This window comes from Pseudomonas sp. LBUM1651, assembly GCF_059716135.1.
In genome coordinates, this window is sequence record NZ_CP166805.1 from 5,550,010 (window position 1) to 5,568,621 (window position 18,612).

The following is an 18,612-nucleotide window of genomic DNA, read 5'->3' on the forward strand; positions in this document are numbered from 1 at the left end:
CTCCTTACAGCACTTCTGGGGCGAGCGAGACGATCTTCATGAACTTCTCAGTACGAAGTTCACGGGTCACTGGCCCAAAGATACGGGTGCCGATCGGCTCTTGCTTGTTGTTCAGAAGAACAGCAGCGTTGCCATCAAAGCGGATAATGGAGCCATCTGCACGGCGAACGCCGTGACGAGTGCGGACTACTACTGCAGTCATCACTTGGCCTTTTTTCACCTTACCGCGAGGAATTGCTTCCTTCACGGTAACTTTGATGATGTCACCGATACCAGCGTAACGACGATGGGAGCCACCCAGCACCTTGATGCACATAACACGGCGAGCGCCGCTGTTATCGGCCACATCGAGCATGGATTGAGTCTGAATCATATAATTTCTCCGACCCCTAGTCCTTAGACTTCCACAGCGCGTTCGAGAACATCAACCAGCGCCCAAGACTTGGTCTTGGCCAAAGGACGAGTTTCACGAATAGTGACTTTGTCGCCGATGTGGCACTGATTGGTTTCGTCGTGCGCGTGCAGCTTAGTCGAACGCTTAACGTATTTACCGTAGATCGGGTGCTTTACGCGACGCTCGATCAGAACGGTGATGGTCTTGTCCATTTTGTCGCTGACAACACGGCCAGTCAGCGTACGGACGGTTTTTTCGGCTTCAGCCATGATTACTTACCTGCCTGCTGTTTGAGCACAGTCTTCACGCGAGCGATGTCACGCTTAACTTGCCGGAGCAGGTGAGACTGCCCCAACTGGCCAGTTGCTTTCTGCATCCGCAGATTGAACTGGTCGCGCAGCAGGCCGAGCAGTTGCTCGTTAAGCTGCGGCGCGTCTTTTTCACGAAGTTCATTCGCTTTCATCACATCACCGTCCGTTTAACAAAGGAGGTGGCGAGTGGCAGCTTCGCAGCAGCCAGGGCGAAAGCCTCACGCGCCAGCTCTTCAGAAACGCCCTCGATTTCATACAGGACTTTGCCTGGCTGAATCTGGGCAACCCAGTACTCCACGTTACCCTTACCTTTACCCATCCGAACTTCGAGTGGCTTTTTGGAAATAGGCTTGTCCGGGAATACACGGATCCAGATCTTGCCGCCACGTTTAACGTGACGGGTCAGTGCACGACGCGCTGACTCGATCTGACGAGCGGTGAGACGACCACGAGCTACAGACTTCAGCGCATACTCGCCGAAGCTGACTTTGCTACCGCGCAATGCCAGGCCACGGTTGTGACCAGTCATTTGCTTGCGGAACTTCGTACGCTTTGGTTGCAACATTTGGCGTACCCCTTACTTAGCAGCTTTTTTACGAGGCGCTGGTGCTTGTGGTTTCAGCTCTTCTTGGCGACCACCAATTACTTCGCCTTTGAAGATCCAAACCTTTACACCGATCACACCATAAGTGGTGTGAGCTTCGTAGTTGGCATAGTCGATGTCGGCACGCAGGGTGTGCAGTGGCACACGACCTTCGCGATACCATTCAGTACGTGCGATTTCAGCACCGCCGAGACGACCGCTCACTTGGATTTTGATGCCTTTGGCACCAATGCGCATGGCGTTCTGTACAGCGCGCTTCATAGCGCGACGGAACATTACGCGACGCTCCAGCTGCTGAGCTACGCTCTGCGCAACCAACATACCGTCGAGTTCCGGCTTGCGGATTTCTTCGATATTGATGTGCACAGGCACACCCATTTGCTTGGTCAGGTCCTGACGCAGTTTCTCAACATCTTCACCTTTCTTCCCGATAACGATACCTGGACGAGCGGTGTGGATGGTGATACGTGCAGTTTGGGCCGGACGATGGATATCGATACGGCTTACGGACGCGCTTTTTAGTTTGTCTTGGAGATACTCACGCACCTTCAGATCAGCGAACAAATAGTCCGCATAAGTCCGACCGTCTGCGTACCAGACGGAGGTGTGCTCCTTGACGATTCCCAGGCGAATGCCAATGGGATGTACTTTCTGACCCATCTCTTCGACTCCGTTACTTGTCAGCAACCTTGACAGTGATATGGCAAGACCGCTTGACGATGCGATCAGCACGGCCTTTGGCACGTGGCATGATTCGCTTCAGCGAACGCCCTTCGTTGACGAAAACGGTGCTGACTTTAAGGTCATCAACGTCTGCGCCTTCGTTATGCTCGGCGTTGGCTACGGCCGACTCCAGCACTTTCTTCATGATCTCGGCGGCTTTCTTACTGCTGAAAGCCAACAAGTTGAGCGCTTCGCCCACCTTCTTCCCGCGGATCTGGTCGGCGACCAAGCGGGCTTTCTGGGCGGAGATTCGAGCGCCCGACAACTTAGCGGCTACTTCCATTTCCTAACCCCTTAACGCTTGGCTTTCTTGTCAGCCACGTGCCCACGATATGTGCGGGTACCGGCGAACTCGCCCAGTTTGTGGCCGACCATGTCTTCGTTCACGAGAACTGGCACATGTTGACGACCGTTGTGTACTGCGATGGTCAGACCGACCATTTGTGGCAGGATCATCGAACGGCGCGACCAGGTTTTAACTGGTTTGCGATCGTTCTTTTCCGCCGCCACTTCGATCTTCTTCAGTAGGTGAAGATCGATAAAAGGACCTTTTTTCAGAGAACGTGGCACTGTCGTATCCCTCTATTTACTTGCGACGACGGACGATCATTTTGTCGGTACGCTTATTACCACGAGTCTTCGCGCCCTTAGTCGGGAAGCCCCATGGCGATACCGGATGACGACCACCAGAGGTACGACCTTCACCACCACCATGTGGGTGGTCAACCGGGTTCATGGCAACACCACGAACGGTTGGGCGAACGCCACGCCAGCGTTTGGCACCAGCTTTACCCAGCGAACGCAGGCTGTGCTCGGAGTTCGAGACTTCACCCAGGGTCGCGCGGCATTCAGCCAGCACTTTACGCATCTCACCAGAACGCAGACGCAGGGTCACGTAGACACCTTCACGAGCGATCAGCTGAGCCGAAGCACCAGCGGAACGAGCGATTTGCGCGCCTTTACCTGGCTTCAATTCGATGCCGTGTACGGTGCTACCAACTGGAATGTTACGCAGTTGCAGAGCGTTGCCCGGCTTGATCGGTGCCAGAGCACCTGCGATCAGCTGGTCACCAGCACTCACGCCTTTAGGGGCGATGATGTAGCGACGCTCGCCATCTGCGTACAGCAGCAGAGCGATGTGAGCAGTACGGTTTGGATCGTATTCGATACGCTCGACAGTGGCAGCGATGCCATCTTTGTCGTTGCGACGGAAATCGACCAGACGATAATGCTGCTTATGGCCACCACCAATGTGACGAGTGGTAATACGACCATTGTTGTTACGACCACCAGTCTTCGATTTTTTCTCGAGCAGCGGTGCGTGAGGAGCGCCTTTATGCAGCTCCTGGTTGACCACCTTGACCACAAAACGGCGGCCAGGGGAAGTCGGTTTGCATTTAACGATTGCCATGATGCACCCCTTCCTTACTCAGCACTGCTGCTGAAATCGAGATCTTGGCCTGGCTGAAGGGAGATAACTGCCTTCTTCCAGTCATTACGCTTGCCCAGACCGCGAGCAGTGCGCTTGCTCTTACCCAGAACATTCAGGGTAGTAACACGCTCTACTTTCACGCTGAACAGGCTTTCGACGGCCTTCTTGATTTCCAGCTTGGTTGCGTCAGTTGCAACCTTGAAAACGAACTGGCCTTTCTTGTCAGCCAGAACCGTAGCCTTCTCGGAAACGTGCGGGCCAAGCAGAACTTTAAATACGCGTTCCTGGTTCATCCCAGCAGCTCCTCGAATTTCTTCACGGCCGACACGGTGATCAACACCTTGTCGTATGCGATCAGACTAACTGGATCGGAACCTTGCACGTCACGTACATCAACGTGTGGCAGGTTGCGAGCAGCCAGGTACAGGTTCTGATCAACTACTTCAGACACGATCAAGACGTCAGTCAGACCCATGCCAGTCAGTTTGTTCAGCAGATCTTTGGTCTTCGGTGCATCAACAGCGAAGTCCTGAACCACAACCAGACGATCAGTACGCACCAGCTCAGCAAGGATGGAACGCATTGCTGCGCGGTACATCTTCTTGTTCAGCTTCTGGGTGTGATCCTGAGGACGAGCTGCGAAAGTGGTACCGCCGCCACGCCAGATTGGGCTACGGATAGTACCGGCACGAGCACGGCCAGTACCTTTCTGACGCCATGGGCGCTTACCGCCACCACGAACGTCGGAACGGGTCTTTTGCTGCTTGCTACCTTGACGGCCGCCGGCCATGTAGGCCACGACTGCTTGGTGAACCAGCGTCTCGTTGAATTCGCCGCCAAATGTCAGTTCGGAAACTTCGATCGCTTGAGCGTCATTTACATTTAATTGCATGTCAGCTTCCCCTTAACCGCGAGCCTTGGCTGCTGGACGTACAACCAAGTTGCCGCCAGTAGCGCCAGGAACAGCGCCCTTGACCAACAACAGATTGCGTTCAGCGTCCACGCGCACTACTTCGAGGGACTGCACGGTCACGCGCTCAGCGCCCATATGACCGGACATTTTTTTGCCCTTGAATACACGACCAGGAGTCTGGCACTGGCCGATAGAGCCTGGAACGCGGTGGGACACGGAGTTACCGTGGGTATTATCTTGCCCGCGGAAGTTCCAACGCTTGATCGTACCCTGGAAGCCTTTACCTTTGGACTGACCGGTTACATCAACCAGTTGACCAGCGGCGAAGATTTCAGCGTTGATCAGATCGCCGGCCTGGTACTCGCCTTCTTCAAGGCGGAATTCCATTACGGTACGACCAGCGGCAACGTTCGCTTTAGCGAAGTGGCCAGCCTGAGCAGCTGTAACACGCGAAGCACGACGCTCGCCTACAGTGACTTGCACTGCACGATAGCCATCGGTCTCTTCAGTTTTGAACTGGGTGACGCGATTCGGCTCGATCTCAATGACCGTGACCGGAATGGAGACACCTTCTTCGGTGAAAATACGGGTCATACCGCATTTACGACCGACTACACCAATAGTCATGTTGTAAACCTCATGAGTGTACGGGGCTTTCACCCGCTATGGCCGCCCATTTCAGAGCGTTACACGACTAAGACCGAGTCTTAGCCGAGGCTGATCTGCACTTCCACACCGGCCGCAAGATCAAGCTTCATAAGAGCATCAACGGTTTTATCCGTTGGCTGGACGATGTCCAGAACGCGCTTATGAGTACGGATCTCGTACTGGTCACGCGCGTCTTTGTTGACGTGCGGGGAGACCAGAACGGTGAACCGCTCTTTACGGGTAGGCAGTGGAATTGGACCACGCACTTGAGCACCAGTACGTTTCGCGGTTTCCACGATTTCCTGGGTGGATTGGTCGATCAGGCGATGGTCAAAAGCCTTCAACCTGATACGGATTTGCTGATTTTGCATTGGATTTCAGACTCCGGCTGCTATTCCCACCGGGCGCAATACGCCCGTTAAAAGGAGGCGCAATTCTATAGACGCCCCAGATAGGTGTCAACCCAATAAAAAAGCCCCCGCTAAGCGGGGGCTTTTTCAACTCATCAAAGCTTACTCAAAAAGAGCTTACTCGATGATTTTGGCTACGACGCCAGCGCCGACGGTACGACCGCCTTCACGGATAGCGAAACGCAGACCGTCTTCCATTGCGATGGTCTTGATCAGGGTGACAACCATTTTGATGTTGTCGCCTGGCATTACCATTTCAACGCCTTCTGGCAGTTCGCAGTTACCAGTCACGTCAGTAGTACGGAAGTAGAACTGTGGACGGTAGCCTTTGAAGAACGGAGTGTGACGGCCGCCTTCTTCTTTGCTCAGAACGTAGACTTCAGCTTCGAACTTGGTGTGCGGCTTAACCGAACCTGGCTTAACCAGAACCTGGCCACGCTCAACGTCGTCACGCTTGGTACCACGCAGCAGAACGCCGCAGTTCTCGCCAGCACGACCTTCGTCGAGCAGCTTACGGAACATTTCAACACCGGTGCAGGTGGTGACGGTAGTGTCACGCAGACCAACGATTTCCAGTGGATCCTGAACCTTGACGATACCGCGCTCGATACGGCCAGTTACAACAGTACCGCGACCGGAGATCGAGAATACGTCTTCGATTGGCATCAGGAACGGCTTGTCGATAACACGAACTGGATCTGGGATGTAGCTGTCCAGAGTCTCAACCAGTTTACGAACGGCAGTGGTGCCCATTTCGTTGTCGTCTTGGCCGTTCAGAGCCATCAGAGCCGAACCGATGATGATCGGAGTGTCGTCACCTGGGAAGTCGTAAGTGCTCAGCAGATCGCGCACTTCCATCTCAACCAGTTCCAGCAGCTCAGCGTCGTCAACCATGTCAGCCTTGTTCAGGAAGACAACGATGTACGGAACGCCAACCTGACGGGACAGCAGGATGTGCTCACGGGTTTGTGGCATCGGACCATCAGCGGCCGAGCAAACCAGGATAGCGCCGTCCATCTGAGCAGCACCGGTGATCATGTTCTTCACGTAGTCAGCGTGACCTGGGCAGTCAACGTGAGCGTAGTGACGGATCAGCGAGTTGTATTCAACGTGCGCGGTGTTGATGGTGATACCACGAGCTTTCTCTTCCGGAGCGCTATCGATCTTGTCGAAAGCAACAACGGCCGAACCGAAAACTTCGGAGCAAACGCGAGTCAGAGCAGCGGTCAGCGTGGTTTTACCGTGGTCAACGTGACCAATGGTGCCAACGTTGACGTGCGGGAGGGTACGGTCAAATTTTTCTTTAGCCACGACAATTAACTCCTAGCCTAAAGGACTGAATCAGCCTTGTTTTTTGGTAACGGTTTCGACGATGTGCGACGGAGCCGTATTGTATTTTTTGAATTCCATAGAGTAGCTTGCGCGACCTTGGGACATGGAACGAACGTCGGTCGCATAACCGAACATCTCGCCCAACGGAACCTCGGCACGAATTACTTTACCGGAAACCGTATCTTCCATACCCAGGATCATGCCGCGACGACGGTTAAGGTCGCCCATCACGTCACCCATATAGTCTTCAGGTGTAACAACCTCTACCGCCATGATCGGCTCGAGCAACTCACCACCGCCCTTCTGGGCCAGTTGCTTGGTCGCCATGGAAGCAGCCACCTTAAACGCCATCTCGTTCGAGTCGACGTCGTGGTAGGAACCATCAAACACGGTAGCCTTCAGGCCGATCAGCGGATAGCCGGCAACTACGCCGTTCTTCATCTGCTCTTCGATACCTTTCTGGATAGCCGGGATGTACTCCTTAGGAACCACACCACCCACTACTTCGTTCACGAATTGCAGACCTTCCTGACCTTCGTCAGCAGGAGCAAAACGGATCCAGCAATGGCCGAACTGACCACGACCGCCGGATTGACGAACGAACTTGCCTTCGATTTCACAGTTCTTCGTGATGCGCTCACGATAGGAAACCTGAGGCTTACCGATGTTGGCTTCGACGTTGAACTCACGGCGCATCCGGTCAACCAGGATGTCCAGGTGCAACTCGCCCATGCCGGAGATGATCGTTTGACCAGTCTCTTCATCAGTCTTGACGCGGAAAGATGGATCTTCCTGAGCAAGCTTGCCCAGAGCGATACCCATTTTTTCCTGGTCATCCTTGGTCTTAGGCTCTACGGCAACCGAAATAACCGGCTCCGGGAAGTCCATGCGAACCAGGATGATTGGCTTGTCAGCGCTGCACAAGGTTTCACCAGTGGTGACGTCCTTCATGCCGATCAAGGCCGCGATGTCACCAGCGCGTACTTCCTTGATTTCTTCACGGGCGTTTGCGTGCATTTGCACCATACGACCCACGCGCTCTTTCTTGCCTTTAACCGAGTTGATCACGCCGTCGCCGGAGGCCAACACGCCCGAGTAAACGCGGACGAAGGTCAAGGTACCCACGAATGGGTCGGTAGCAATTTTGAAAGCCAGAGCCGAGAACGGCTCGCTGTCATCTGCGTGACGCTCCATTTGCTTTTCCTCGTCATCCGGGTCAGTACCCTTGATGGCAGGAATGTCGGTTGGAGCAGGCAGGTAATCGATAACGGCGTCGAGAACCAGGGGAACGCCCTTGTTCTTGAAGGAAGAACCGCAAACAGCCAGAACGATCTCACCAGCGATAGTACGCTGACGCAGAGCGGCCTTGATTTCCGCGTTGGTGAGTTCTTCACCTTCGAGGTACTTGTTCATCAGCTCTTCGCTGGCTTCGGCCGCAGCCTCAACCATGTTGCCGCGCCATTCGTCAGCCAGTTCCTGCAGTTCAGCAGGGATAGGCTTGCGAACTGGAACCATGCCTTTGTCGGAGTCATTCCAGTAAACAGCTTCCATGGCCATCAGATCGATCTGACCCTGGAAGTTGTCTTCGGAACCGATAGCCAACTGGATTGGCACCGGGGTGTGACCCAGGCGCTGCTTGATCTGACCGATCACGCGCAGGAAGTTAGCACCAGCACGGTCCATCTTGTTTACGTAAACAAGACGTGGAACGCCGTACTTGTTGGCTTGACGCCATACGGTTTCCGACTGAGGCTCAACACCCGAGGTGCCGCAGAACACAACGACCGCGCCGTCGAGAACACGCAGGGAACGCTCAACTTCAATAGTGAAGTCAACGTGGCCCGGGGTGTCGATGACGTTGAAGCGGTATTGATCTTTGTGCTGCTTCTCGGAACCCTGCCAGAAGGCGGTAATCGCAGCAGAAGTAATGGTAATACCACGCTCCTGCTCCTGCACCATCCAGTCGGTGGTCGCGGCGCCGTCATGCACCTCGCCCATTTTGTGACTTTTGCCAGTGTAAAAAAGGACGCGCTCGGTGGTGGTGGTTTTACCAGCATCCACGTGAGCAACGATACCAATGTTACGGTAGCGATTAATCGGTGTTGTACGAGCCATAAAGCCCTCGCAAAATTAGTGACGCTAAAATTAGAAGCGGTAGTGCGAGAAAGCCTTGTTGGCTTCAGCCATACGGTGCACGTCTTCACGCTTCTTAACTGCAGCACCTTTACCTTCAGCAGCGTCCAACAGTTCGCCAGCCAAACGCAGAGCCATAGACTTCTCGCCGCGCTTACGGGCGAAGTCTACCAACCAGCGCATTGCCAGAGCGTTACGACGGGACGGACGAACTTCGACCGGAACCTGGTAAGTAGCACCGCCTACACGGCGCGACTTTACTTCGACCAGCGGAGCGATGGCGTCGAGAGCTTTCTCGAAGATTTCCAGGGGGTCGCTGTTCTTGCGTTCTTTAACTTTTTCCAGCGCGCCATAAACGATACGCTCGGCAACGGCTTTCTTGCCGCTTTCCATTACGTGGTTCATGAACTTGGCCAGGATCTGGCTGCCGTATTTTGGATCGTCAAGCACTTCGCGCTTGGCTGCTACGCGTCTTCTTGGCATGGATAAGCCCTCAAACGGTCTTCAGGTTCGCTCGGAATCAGTGCCCTTTCGGGACGCCTCCGACCTTACTCTTATCGACTCAGAAAAATAGAAAATCTGTTTTTACAAAAAGCCACTACTACTTAGGCTTCTTGGTACCGTACTTCGAACGACCCTGGTTACGACCTTTAACGCCGGAAGTATCCAAAGAACCGCGAACGGTGTGGTAACGAACACCCGGCAAGTCTTTTACACGGCCGCCACGGATCAGTACGACGCTGTGCTCTTGCAGGTTGTGGCCTTCACCGCCGATGTACGAGGAAACCTCGAAACCGTTGGTCAGACGCACACGGCATACTTTACGCAGTGCCGAGTTAGGTTTTTTCGGCGTGGTGGTATACACACGAGTGCATACGCCACGACGTTGCGGGCAGTTCTGCAGCGCAGGCACGTCGGATTTCTCGACGATACGCTTACGCGGCTGACGTACCAGCTGGTTGATAGTTGCCATCTACTAGCTCCACTGTTGTCTTGCGACGCTATTGTCTTGCAAGAAAAGCAAAATGGCAGGAACGAATTCCCGCCAAATTTAGGGGTACAAGAGTCTAAAGAGGATCTTGTCCCCAGTCAAGGCAAGGCCCCGACCTTCCCGCTCACCCAACCTCGACAAATTGTCTTGATTCGATGAACGGAACGACCGGGGCCTTACGCTCATTTATCGCAGAACTCAGTTACCGCTAGAGTTCAGCGCTTCGGTCAGTGCAGCTTCCACTTCACTGGCGCTTACGCGCAACGGTTTGTCAGCATCACGGCGACGCTTACGCTCGCTGTGATAAGCCAGACCGGTACCCGCCGGGATCAGACGACCCACGACTACGTTTTCTTTCAGGCCGCGCAGGTAATCGCGCTTGCCGGTTACCGCCGCTTCGGTCAGTACGCGAGTGGTTTCCTGGAAGGAAGCCGCCGAGATGAACGATTCGGTGGACAACGACGCCTTGGTGATACCCAGCAGCACGCGAGTGAACTTGGAAACGAATTTCTCGTCGCCAGCCAGACGCTCGTTCTCTACCAGAACGTGAGTCAATTCCATCTGGTCGCCCTTGATGAAACTGGAATCGCCGGATTCAGCGATTTCAACTTTACGCAGCATCTGACGCAGGATGGTCTCGATGTGCTTGTCGTTGATCTTCACGCCTTGCAGACGGTAAACGTCCTGGATCTCGTTCACGATGTACTTGGCCAGCGCACTCACACCCAGCAGACGCAGGATGTCGTGTGGATCGCTTGGGCCGTCGGAGATAACTTCGCCGCGGTTTACCTGTTCGCCTTCGAAGACGTTCAGGTGGCGCCACTTCGGAATCAGCTCTTCGTACGGATCGCTACCGTCGTTCGGGGTAATGACCAGACGGCGCTTGCCTTTGGTCTCTTTACCGAACGCGATGGTGCCGCTGACTTCAGCCAGAATCGAGGCTTCTTTCGGACGACGGGCTTCGAACAAGTCGGCAACACGCGGCAGACCACCGGTGATGTCACGGGTTTTCGAAGTCTCTTGCGGAATACGAGCGATAACATCACCGATCGCGATTTTCGCACCGTCCGCTACACCAACCAGGGCGTTAGCAGGCAGGAAGTACTGAGCAATTACGTCGGTACCCGGCAGCAAGAGATCCTTGCCGTTGTCATCAACCATCTTCACAGCAGGACGAATATCTTTACCGGCAGCTGGACGGTCTTTGGCGTCGAGTACTTCAATGTTGGTCATACCGGTCAATTCGTCAGTCTGACGCTTGATCGTGATGCCTTCTTCCATGCCCACGTAGGTCACGGTACCTTTCATTTCGGTAACGATTGGGTGAGTGTGCGGATCCCACTTGGCCACGATTGCGCCAGCGTCGACCTTGTCACCTTCTTTAACCGAAATCACAGCACCGTACGGCAGCTTGTAACGCTCGCGCTCACGACCGAAGTCATCAGCGATTGCCAGCTCACCGGAACGGGATACAGCAACCAGGCAACCATCCACTCGCTCAACGTGCTTCAGGTTGTGCAGACGGACGGTACCGCCATTCTTCACCTGAACGCTGTCGGCTGCGGAGGTCCGGCTTGCCGCACCACCGATGTGGAACGTACGCATGGTCAGCTGGGTACCCGGCTCACCGATGGACTGGGCAGCAATAACGCCGACCGCTTCACCGATGTTCACCTGGTGACCACGAGCCAGGTCACGGCCGTAGCACTTGGCGCAAATGCCGTAGCGGGTTTCGCAGCTGATCGGCGAACGCACGATCACTTCGTCGATGCTGTTCAGCTCGATGAACTCGACCCACTTCTCGTCTACCAGCGTGCCGGCAGGAACGATAACTTCTTCGGTACCTGGCTTGAATACGTCACGGGCAATGACACGACCCAATACGCGTTCACCCAATGGCTCAACAACGTCACCGCCTTCAATGTGCGGAGTCATTACCAGGCCATGCTCGGTGCCGCAATCGATCTCGGTCACAACCAGATCCTGCGCCACGTCTACCAGACGACGAGTCAGGTAACCGGAGTTCGCAGTTTTCAACGCGGTATCCGCCAAACCTTTACGAGCACCGTGAGTCGAGATGAAGTACTGAAGTACGCTCAAACCTTCACGGAAGTTCGCAGTAATCGGCGTTTCGATGATGGAACCGTCCGGCTTGGCCATCAGGCCACGCATACCGGCGAGCTGACGGATCTGCGCAGCAGAACCCCGTGCGCCCGAGTCGGCCATCATGTACATCGAGTTGAAAGACTCTTGGTCGACTTCGACGCCATGACGGTCGATGACTTTCTCTTTCGAGAGGTTGGCCATCATCGCCTTGGAAACTTCGTCGTTCGCCTTGGACCAAAGGTCGATCACTTTGTTGTACTTCTCGCCCTGGGTTACCAGGCCGGAGGCGTACTGACTCTCGATCTCTTTCACTTCGTCGGTGGCAGCACCGATGATGCGGGCTTTCTCATCCGGGATAACGAAGTCGTTAACACCGATGGAAACGCCGGAGATGGTCGAATAGGCAAAACCGGTGTACATCAACTGGTCAGCGAAGATCACGGTCTCTTTCAAACCAACCACGCGGTAGCACTGGTTGATCAGCTTGGAGATCGCCTTTTTCTTCATCGGCTGGTTGACGACGTCGTACGACAGGCCAGGTGGAACAACCTGGAACAACAGCGCACGGCCGACAGTGGTGTCGACGATACGGGTGTTCTTGACGCTGCCACCGTCACGATCGTTAACGGTTTCGTTGATCCGCACTTTGACCTTGGCATGCAGTGCGGCTTCGCCGGCACGGAACACACGGTCAACTTCCTGCAGATCCGCGAACACACGACCTTCGCCCTTGGCGTTGATCGCTTCACGAGTCATGTAGTACAGACCCAATACAACGTCCTGCGACGGAACGATGATTGGCTCACCGTTGGCTGGCGACAGAATGTTGTTGGTCGACATCATCAACGCACGCGCTTCCAGCTGGGCTTCCAGTGTCAGCGGTACGTGCACGGCCATTTGGTCGCCGTCGAAGTCGGCGTTGTACGCAGCACAGACCAGAGGGTGCAGCTGGATAGCCTTACCTTCGATCAGTACCGGTTCAAACGCCTGGATACCCAGACGGTGAAGGGTCGGTGCACGGTTTAGGAGAACCGGGTGTTCACGGATAACTTCAGCGAGAACGTCCCAAACCTCTGGCAGCTCGCGCTCGACCATCTTCTTGGCTGCTTTGATGGTGGTCGCGAGACCACGCATTTCCAGCTTGCCGAAAATGAACGGCTTGAACAGCTCGAGAGCCATTTTCTTAGGCAGACCGCACTGGTGCAGACGCAGGGTCGGACCTACGGTAATTACCGAACGACCGGAGTAGTCAACACGCTTACCGAGCAAGTTCTGACGGAAACGACCCTGTTTACCCTTGATCATGTCAGCCAGGGATTTCAGAGGACGCTTGTTGGAACCGGTGATAGCGCGGCCACGACGACCGTTGTCGAGCAGTGCGTCGACGGCTTCCTGCAACATACGCTTTTCGTTGCGCACGATGATGTCCGGAGCGGACAGGTCGAGCAGACGCTTCAAGCGGTTGTTACGGTTGATCACTCGACGATACAGATCGTTGAGGTCGGAAGTCGCGAAGCGACCGCCATCCAGCGGGACCAGTGGACGCAGATCTGGCGGCAGAACCGGCAGAACGGTCAGCACCATCCATTCTGGAAGGTTGCCGGAACCCTGAAAGGCTTCCATCAACTTCAGACGCTTGGACAGCTTCTTGATTTTGGTTTCGGAGTTGGTTTGCGGAATTTCTTCACGCAGACGGCCAATCTCGTGCTCCAGGTCGATAGCGTGCAGCAGTTCGCGGACAGCTTCGGCACCCATGCGGGCATCGAAATCGTCGCCGAACTCTTCCAGCGCTTCGAAGTACTGCTCGTCGTTCAGCAGCTGACCTTTTTCAAGGGTGGTCATGCCTGGATCGATAACGACATAGCTCTCGAAGTAGAGAACGCGTTCGATATCACGCAGGGTCATGTCCATCAGCAAGCCGATACGGGACGGCAGCGATTTCAGGAACCAGATGTGGGCAACTGGCGAGGCCAGTTCGATGTGCGCCATGCGCTCACGACGAACTTTAGCCAGCGCGACTTCAACGCCGCACTTCTCGCAGATCACGCCACGGTGCTTCAAGCGCTTGTACTTACCGCACAGGCACTCGTAATCCTTTACCGGGCCAAAGATCTTGGCGCAGAACAGGCCGTCACGCTCTGGTTTGAACGTACGGTAGTTGATGGTTTCCGGCTTTTTAACTTCACCGAACGACCACGAACGGATCATCTCAGGCGATGCCAATCCAATACGGATGGCGTCGAACTCTTCGACTTGACCCTGGTTTTTCAGCAAATTCAGTAGGTCTTTCAAGGCCTTTCCTCCTGGCGGAGCAGAGAGCGGGCAATCCTGCCCCGCTCTCGATTCGCGTCACGTGTTATTCGGTTTCCAGATCGATATCGATGCCGAGGGAACGAATTTCCTTGATCAACACGTTGAAGGACTCGGGCATGCCCGGCTCCATACGGTGATCGCCATCCACGATGTTTTTGTACATCTTGGTACGGCCGTTCACATCGTCCGACTTCACTGTGAGCATTTCTTGCAGAGTGTAAGCAGCACCGTATGCTTCCAGTGCCCAGACCTCCATCTCCCCGAAACGCTGACCACCGAACTGCGCCTTACCACCCAGCGGCTGCTGAGTAACCAGGCTGTACGAACCGGTAGAACGAGCGTGCATCTTGTCGTCTACCAAGTGGTTCAGCTTCAGCATGTACATATAGCCGACAGTAACCGGGCGCTCGAACTTGTTGCCGGTACGGCCGTCGGTCAGCTGCATCTGGCCGCTTTCTGGCAGGTCTGCCAGTTTCAGCATGGCCTTGATTTCGCTTTCCTTGGCACCGTCGAACACTGGAGTGGCCATTGGAACGCCGCCACGCAGGTTCTTCGCCAGATCCAGGATTTCCTGGTCGGAGAAGCTATCCAGATCTTCGTTACGACCGCCGATCTGGTTGTAGATCTCGTCGAGGAATTTACGAAGCTCAGCGACTTTGCGCTGCTCTTCGATCATCCGGTTGATCTTCTCGCCCAGACCTTTAGCCGCGAGACCGAGGTGGGTTTCAAGGATCTGACCAACGTTCATACGCGAAGGTACGCCCAACGGGTTGAGGACAACGTCGACCGGGGTGCCATTGGCATCGTGCGGCATGTCTTCAACCGGCATGATCACGGAGACCACACCTTTGTTACCGTGACGACCGGCCATCTTGTCGCCCGGCTGGATGCGGCGACGGATTGCCAGGTAAACCTTGACGATTTTCAGCACGCCTGGAGCCAGGTCATCGCCCTGCTGCAGCTTGCGCTTCTTGTCTTCGAACTTATCGTCCAGCAGACGGCGGCGATCAACGATGTAGGCCTGAGCCTTCTCGAGTTGCTCGTTAAGAGCATCTTCAGCCATGCGCAGTTTGAACCACTGACCATGCTCAAGACCGTCGAGAACTTCGTCGGTGATTTCCTGACCTTTCTTCAGACCGGCGCCGCCTTCGGCTTTGTGGCCGACCAGAGCGGAACGCAGACGTTCGAAAGTGGCGCCTTCAACGATACGGAACTCTTCGTTCAGGTCCTTGCGGATCTCGTCGAGTTGAGTCTTCTCGATCGACAGTGCACGAGCATCACGCTCAACACCGTCGCGGGTGAAGACCTGTACGTCGATGACGGTACCCTTGGTGCCAGTAGGCACGCGCAGGGAGGTGTCTTTAACGTCGCTGGCTTTTTCACCGAAGATGGCACGCAGCAGTTTTTCTTCCGGAGTCAGTTGAGTCTCGCCTTTCGGAGTGACCTTACCGACCAGAATGTCGCCTGCGCCAACTTCAGCACCTACGTAAACGATACCGGCTTCGTCCAGCTTGTTCAGTGCAGCTTCACCCACGTTCGGGATGTCTGCAGTGATTTCCTCTGGCCCAAGCTTGGTGTCACGGGCCACACAGGTCAGTTCCTGGATGTGGATCGTGGTGAAGCGGTCTTCCTGAACCACACGCTCGGACAGGCAGATGGAGTCTTCGAAGTTGAAGCCGTTCCATGCCATGAACGCGATGCGCATGTTCTGACCCAGAGCCAGCTCACCCATGTCGGTGGACGGACCATCGGCCATGATGTCGCTACGCTGAACCCGATCACCTTTACGCACCAGCGGACGCTGGTTGATGCAGGTGTTCTGGTTGGAGCGGGTGTACTTGGTCAGGTTGTAGATGTCGACACCAGCTTCGCCGGTTTCAACTTCGTCATCAGCAACACGAACCACGATACGGCTGGCGTCGACGGAATCGATAACGCCGCCACGACGAGCCACGACGCAAACGCCGGAGTCACGAGCTACGTTACGCTCCATGCCGGTACCGACCAGCGGCTTGTCAGCGCGCAGGGTTGGTACAGCTTGACGCTGCATGTTCGAACCCATCAACGCACGGTTGGCGTCGTCGTGCTCGAGGAACGGGATCAGCGACGCTGCAACCGAAACTACCTGCTTCGGCGATACGTCCATCAAGGTGACGTCTTCCGGCGCCTTGACGGTGAACTCGTTCAAGTGACGAACAGCTACCAGCTCGTCGATCAGGACTTTCTTGTCGTTCATCGTGGCCGAAGCCTGAGCGATCACGTGATCAGCTTCTTCAATGGCGGACAGGAACACGATCTCGTCGGTGACCAGAGCGTCTTTCACCACGCGGTACGGGCTCTCGAGGAAGCCGTACTGGTTGGTGCGCGCATAGGCGGCCAGGGAGTTGATCAGACCGATGTTCGGACCTTCCGGCGTTTCGATCGGGCAAACACGACCGTAGTGCGTCGGGTGTACGTCACGAACTTCAAAGCCAGCACGCTCACGAGTCAAACCGCCAGGGCCGAGTGCAGACACACGACGCTTGTGGGTGATCTCGGACAGCGGGTTGTTCTGGTCCATGAACTGGGACAGCTGGCTGGAACCGAAGAACTCCTTCACCGCCGCAGCCACTGGCTTGGCGTTGATCAGGTCTTGCGGCATCAGGCCTTCGCTTTCAGCCATCGACAGACGCTCTTTGACCGCACGCTCAACACGTACCAGGCCAACGCGGAACTGGTTCTCGGCCATTTCGCCTACGCAGCGAACACGACGGTTACCCAGGTGGTCGATGTCATCGACGATGCCTTTACCGTTACGGATGTCGACCAGAGTCTTCAGAACCGCGACGATGTCTTCTTTGCACAACACGCCCGAACCTTCGATCTCGGTACGACCGATACGACGGTTGAACTTCATCCGGCCGACCGCAGACAGGTCATAGCGCTCAGGGCTGAAGAAAAGGTTGTTGAACAGAGTCTCGGCAGCGTCTTTGGTTGGCGGCTCGCCTGGACGCATCATGCGATAGATCTCGACCAGCGCTTCCAATTGGTTGCTGGTGGAGTCGATCTTCAGTGTGTCGGAGACGAACGGACCGCAGTCGATATCGTTGGTGTACAGAGTTTCGATACGAACGACCTGAGCCTTGGCGATTTTTGCCAGGATCTCGGTGTTCAGCTCGGTGTTGCACTCTGCCAGGATTTCGCCGGTTGCCGGATGCACGATGACCTTGGCGGTAGTGCGACCCAGGACGTAGTCCAGAGGCACTTGCAGCTCTTTGATCCCTGCTTTTTCCAGCTGGTTGATGTGGCGAGCAGTAATACGACGACCTTGCTCGACAATAACCTTGCCTTTGTCATCCAGGATATCCAGGACAGCAATTTCACCACGCAGGCGCTGAGGCACCAGTTCCAGACTGAGGTTTTCACCTTGCACGTGGAAGACGTTGGTGGTGTAGAACGCGTCAAGCACTTCTTCAGTGGTATAGCCGAGCGCGCGCAGCAGTACCGATGCAGGCAGCTTGCGACGACGGTCGATACGCACGAACACGCAGTCTTTCGGGTCGAACTCGAAGTCCAGCCACGAACCGCGGTAAGGAATGATGCGCGCGGAGTACAGCAGTTTACCGGAGCTGTGCGTCTTGCCACGGTCGTGGTCGAAGAACACGCCCGGGGAACGGTGCAGCTGGGAAACGATTACACGCTCGGTACCGTTGATTACGAAGGTACCGTTCTCAGTCATCAGGGGAATTTCACCCATGTAGACTTCTTGCTCTTTGATGTCCTTGATCGCTTTGTTCGACGATTCTTTGTCGAAAATGATCAGGCGCACTTTTACCCGCAAAGGTACGGCGTAAGTTACACCGCGCAATACGCATTCTTTGACATCAAATGCCGGTTCGCCCAGGCGATAACCGACGTACTCCAGCGCAGCATTGCCGGAGTAGCTGATGATCGGGAAAACGGATTTGAAGGCCGCATGCAGGCCCACGTCGCGGAACTGATCTTTAGTCGCTCCCGCTTGCAAGAATTCACGATACGAATCCAGCTGGATGGCCAGGAGGTACGGCACATCCATGACGTCCGGCAACTTGCTAAAGTCCTTGCGGATACGTTTTTTCTCAGTATATGAGTAAGCCATCAGCGTTCCCCAGCTTGGTCACCTGCTTGTTTGGCCTCTCCCGACGGGAGCAGCCAGAAAATCGTGCAAACCCCATGGTTTGCGCCACCACATCGGGTGGTTACAGCTCGTTATCAGCACCGACCCAGTCGGCTGCCAATAACGGAAAAAGGCCGGTGGCAAGAGCCACCAGCCATCAGCCTTTC

At 55.2% G+C, this 18,612-nt stretch carries 18 protein-coding genes; all 18 read right to left on the reverse strand.

Translation table 11 applies throughout. From position 1 onward, the window contains the following. Positions 1-4 precede the first annotated feature (4 nt). Complete coding sequence (gene rplN, locus ACA066_RS26050) at positions 5-373, reverse strand: 50S ribosomal protein L14 (protein ID WP_002555479.1); 369 nt, start codon at positions 371-373, stop codon at positions 5-7. A 23-nt stretch (positions 374-396) separates the two neighbouring features. Further along, complete coding sequence (gene rpsQ / locus ACA066_RS26055; RefSeq protein WP_003176419.1) at positions 397-663, reverse strand: 30S ribosomal protein S17; 267 nt, start codon at positions 661-663, stop codon at positions 397-399. 2 nt (positions 664-665) lie between these two features. After that, entirely contained in the window at positions 666-857 is a 192-nt protein-coding gene (gene rpmC, locus ACA066_RS26060) for a 50S ribosomal protein L29 (RefSeq protein ID WP_008030901.1), read from the reverse strand. Then, complete coding sequence (gene rplP / locus ACA066_RS26065; protein WP_019409905.1) at positions 857-1,270, reverse strand: 50S ribosomal protein L16; 414 nt, start codon at positions 1,268-1,270, stop codon at positions 857-859. Before rplP ends, rpmC begins: the two co-directional genes overlap by 1 nt. Positions 1,271-1,282: 12 nt before the next feature. Further along, positions 1,283-1,969 (reverse strand): 30S ribosomal protein S3, encoded by a 687-nt coding sequence (gene rpsC, locus ACA066_RS26070; protein WP_003176422.1) that lies wholly within the window; start codon positions 1,967-1,969, stop codon positions 1,283-1,285. Between the two features lie 13 nt (positions 1,970-1,982). Continuing rightward, positions 1,983-2,315: a 50S ribosomal protein L22 gene (rplV, locus tag ACA066_RS26075; protein WP_003103908.1), complete on the reverse strand. Its 333-nt coding sequence runs from the start codon at positions 2,313-2,315 to the stop codon at positions 1,983-1,985. A gap of 11 nt (positions 2,316-2,326) precedes the next feature. Beyond that, positions 2,327-2,602, reverse strand: a complete 276-nt coding sequence (gene rpsS, locus ACA066_RS26080) for a 30S ribosomal protein S19 (RefSeq protein WP_002555486.1) — start codon at positions 2,600-2,602, stop codon at positions 2,327-2,329. A 16-nt stretch (positions 2,603-2,618) separates the two neighbouring features. Then, a complete protein-coding gene (rplB, locus tag ACA066_RS26085; protein ID WP_003210080.1) occupies positions 2,619-3,443 on the reverse strand; it encodes a 50S ribosomal protein L2 in 825 nt (274 codons plus the stop codon). A gap of 14 nt (positions 3,444-3,457) precedes the next feature. Beyond that, positions 3,458-3,757, reverse strand: coding sequence for a 50S ribosomal protein L23 (gene rplW, locus ACA066_RS26090; protein WP_002555488.1), 300 nt, complete (start codon positions 3,755-3,757; stop codon positions 3,458-3,460). Continuing rightward, a complete protein-coding gene (gene rplD, locus ACA066_RS26095) occupies positions 3,754-4,356 on the reverse strand; it encodes a 50S ribosomal protein L4 (protein WP_007896707.1) in 603 nt (200 codons plus the stop codon). The genes rplW and rplD overlap by 4 nt, the downstream gene beginning before the upstream one ends. A gap of 12 nt (positions 4,357-4,368) precedes the next feature. Next, complete coding sequence (gene rplC, locus ACA066_RS26100) at positions 4,369-5,004, reverse strand: 50S ribosomal protein L3 (protein WP_003186059.1); 636 nt, start codon at positions 5,002-5,004, stop codon at positions 4,369-4,371. 80 nt (positions 5,005-5,084) lie between these two features. Next, a complete protein-coding gene (gene rpsJ, locus ACA066_RS26105) occupies positions 5,085-5,396 on the reverse strand; it encodes a 30S ribosomal protein S10 (RefSeq protein ID WP_003186070.1) in 312 nt (103 codons plus the stop codon). A gap of 156 nt (positions 5,397-5,552) precedes the next feature. Next, positions 5,553-6,746, reverse strand: a complete 1,194-nt coding sequence (gene tuf, locus ACA066_RS26110; protein ID WP_007896660.1) for an elongation factor Tu — start codon at positions 6,744-6,746, stop codon at positions 5,553-5,555. A 30-nt stretch (positions 6,747-6,776) separates the two neighbouring features. Further along, positions 6,777-8,882, reverse strand: a complete 2,106-nt coding sequence (gene fusA, locus ACA066_RS26115; RefSeq protein ID WP_150582440.1) for an elongation factor G — start codon at positions 8,880-8,882, stop codon at positions 6,777-6,779. Positions 8,883-8,912: 30 nt separating this feature from the next. Next, complete coding sequence (gene rpsG / locus ACA066_RS26120; RefSeq protein WP_002555493.1) at positions 8,913-9,383, reverse strand: 30S ribosomal protein S7; 471 nt, start codon at positions 9,381-9,383, stop codon at positions 8,913-8,915. A 118-nt stretch (positions 9,384-9,501) separates the two neighbouring features. Then, positions 9,502-9,873 (reverse strand): 30S ribosomal protein S12, encoded by a 372-nt coding sequence (rpsL, locus tag ACA066_RS26125; protein ID WP_002555494.1) that lies wholly within the window; start codon positions 9,871-9,873, stop codon positions 9,502-9,504. Positions 9,874-10,089: 216 nt separating this feature from the next. Then, the gene (rpoC, locus tag ACA066_RS26130) at positions 10,090-14,289 is read right to left on the reverse strand and encodes a DNA-directed RNA polymerase subunit beta' (RefSeq protein WP_017341073.1); all 4,200 of its coding nucleotides are present in this window, start codon (positions 14,287-14,289) and stop codon (positions 10,090-10,092) included. A 64-nt stretch (positions 14,290-14,353) separates the two neighbouring features. Continuing rightward, positions 14,354-18,427, reverse strand: coding sequence for a DNA-directed RNA polymerase subunit beta (gene rpoB / locus ACA066_RS26135; protein WP_462019840.1), 4,074 nt, complete (start codon positions 18,425-18,427; stop codon positions 14,354-14,356). Between the last annotated feature and the right edge of the window lie 185 nt (positions 18,428-18,612).

Excerpts from the sequence above, each read along its gene's own strand:
- rplN (WP_002555479.1), bottom strand. The coding sequence starts at position 373 with ATGATTCAGACTCAATCCATGCTCGATGTGGCCGATAACAGCGGCGCT.
- rpsQ (WP_003176419.1), bottom strand. The coding sequence starts at position 663 with ATGGCTGAAGCCGAAAAAACCGTCCGTACGCTGACTGGCCGTGTTGTC.
- rpmC (WP_008030901.1), bottom strand. The coding sequence starts at position 857 with ATGAAAGCGAATGAACTTCGTGAAAAAGACGCGCCGCAGCTTAACGAG.
- rplP (WP_019409905.1), bottom strand. The coding sequence starts at position 1,270 with ATGTTGCAACCAAAGCGTACGAAGTTCCGCAAGCAAATGACTGGTCAC.
- rpsC (WP_003176422.1), bottom strand. The coding sequence starts at position 1,969 with ATGGGTCAGAAAGTACATCCCATTGGCATTCGCCTGGGAATCGTCAAG.
- rplV (WP_003103908.1), bottom strand. The coding sequence starts at position 2,315 with ATGGAAGTAGCCGCTAAGTTGTCGGGCGCTCGAATCTCCGCCCAGAAA.
- rplB (WP_003210080.1), bottom strand. The coding sequence starts at position 3,443 with ATGGCAATCGTTAAATGCAAACCGACTTCCCCTGGCCGCCGTTTTGTG.
- rplW (WP_002555488.1), bottom strand. The coding sequence starts at position 3,757 with ATGAACCAGGAACGCGTATTTAAAGTTCTGCTTGGCCCGCACGTTTCC.
- rplD (WP_007896707.1), bottom strand. The coding sequence starts at position 4,356 with ATGCAATTAAATGTAAATGACGCTCAAGCGATCGAAGTTTCCGAACTG.
- rplC (WP_003186059.1), bottom strand. The coding sequence starts at position 5,004 with ATGACTATTGGTGTAGTCGGTCGTAAATGCGGTATGACCCGTATTTTC.
- rpsJ (WP_003186070.1), bottom strand. The coding sequence starts at position 5,396 with ATGCAAAATCAGCAAATCCGTATCAGGTTGAAGGCTTTTGACCATCGC.
- fusA (WP_150582440.1), bottom strand. The coding sequence starts at position 8,882 with ATGGCTCGTACAACACCGATTAATCGCTACCGTAACATTGGTATCGTT.
- rpsG (WP_002555493.1), bottom strand. The coding sequence starts at position 9,383 with ATGCCAAGAAGACGCGTAGCAGCCAAGCGCGAAGTGCTTGACGATCCA.
- rpsL (WP_002555494.1), bottom strand. The coding sequence starts at position 9,873 with ATGGCAACTATCAACCAGCTGGTACGTCAGCCGCGTAAGCGTATCGTC.
- rpoB (WP_462019840.1), bottom strand. The coding sequence starts at position 18,427 with ATGGCTTACTCATATACTGAGAAAAAACGTATCCGCAAGGACTTTAGC.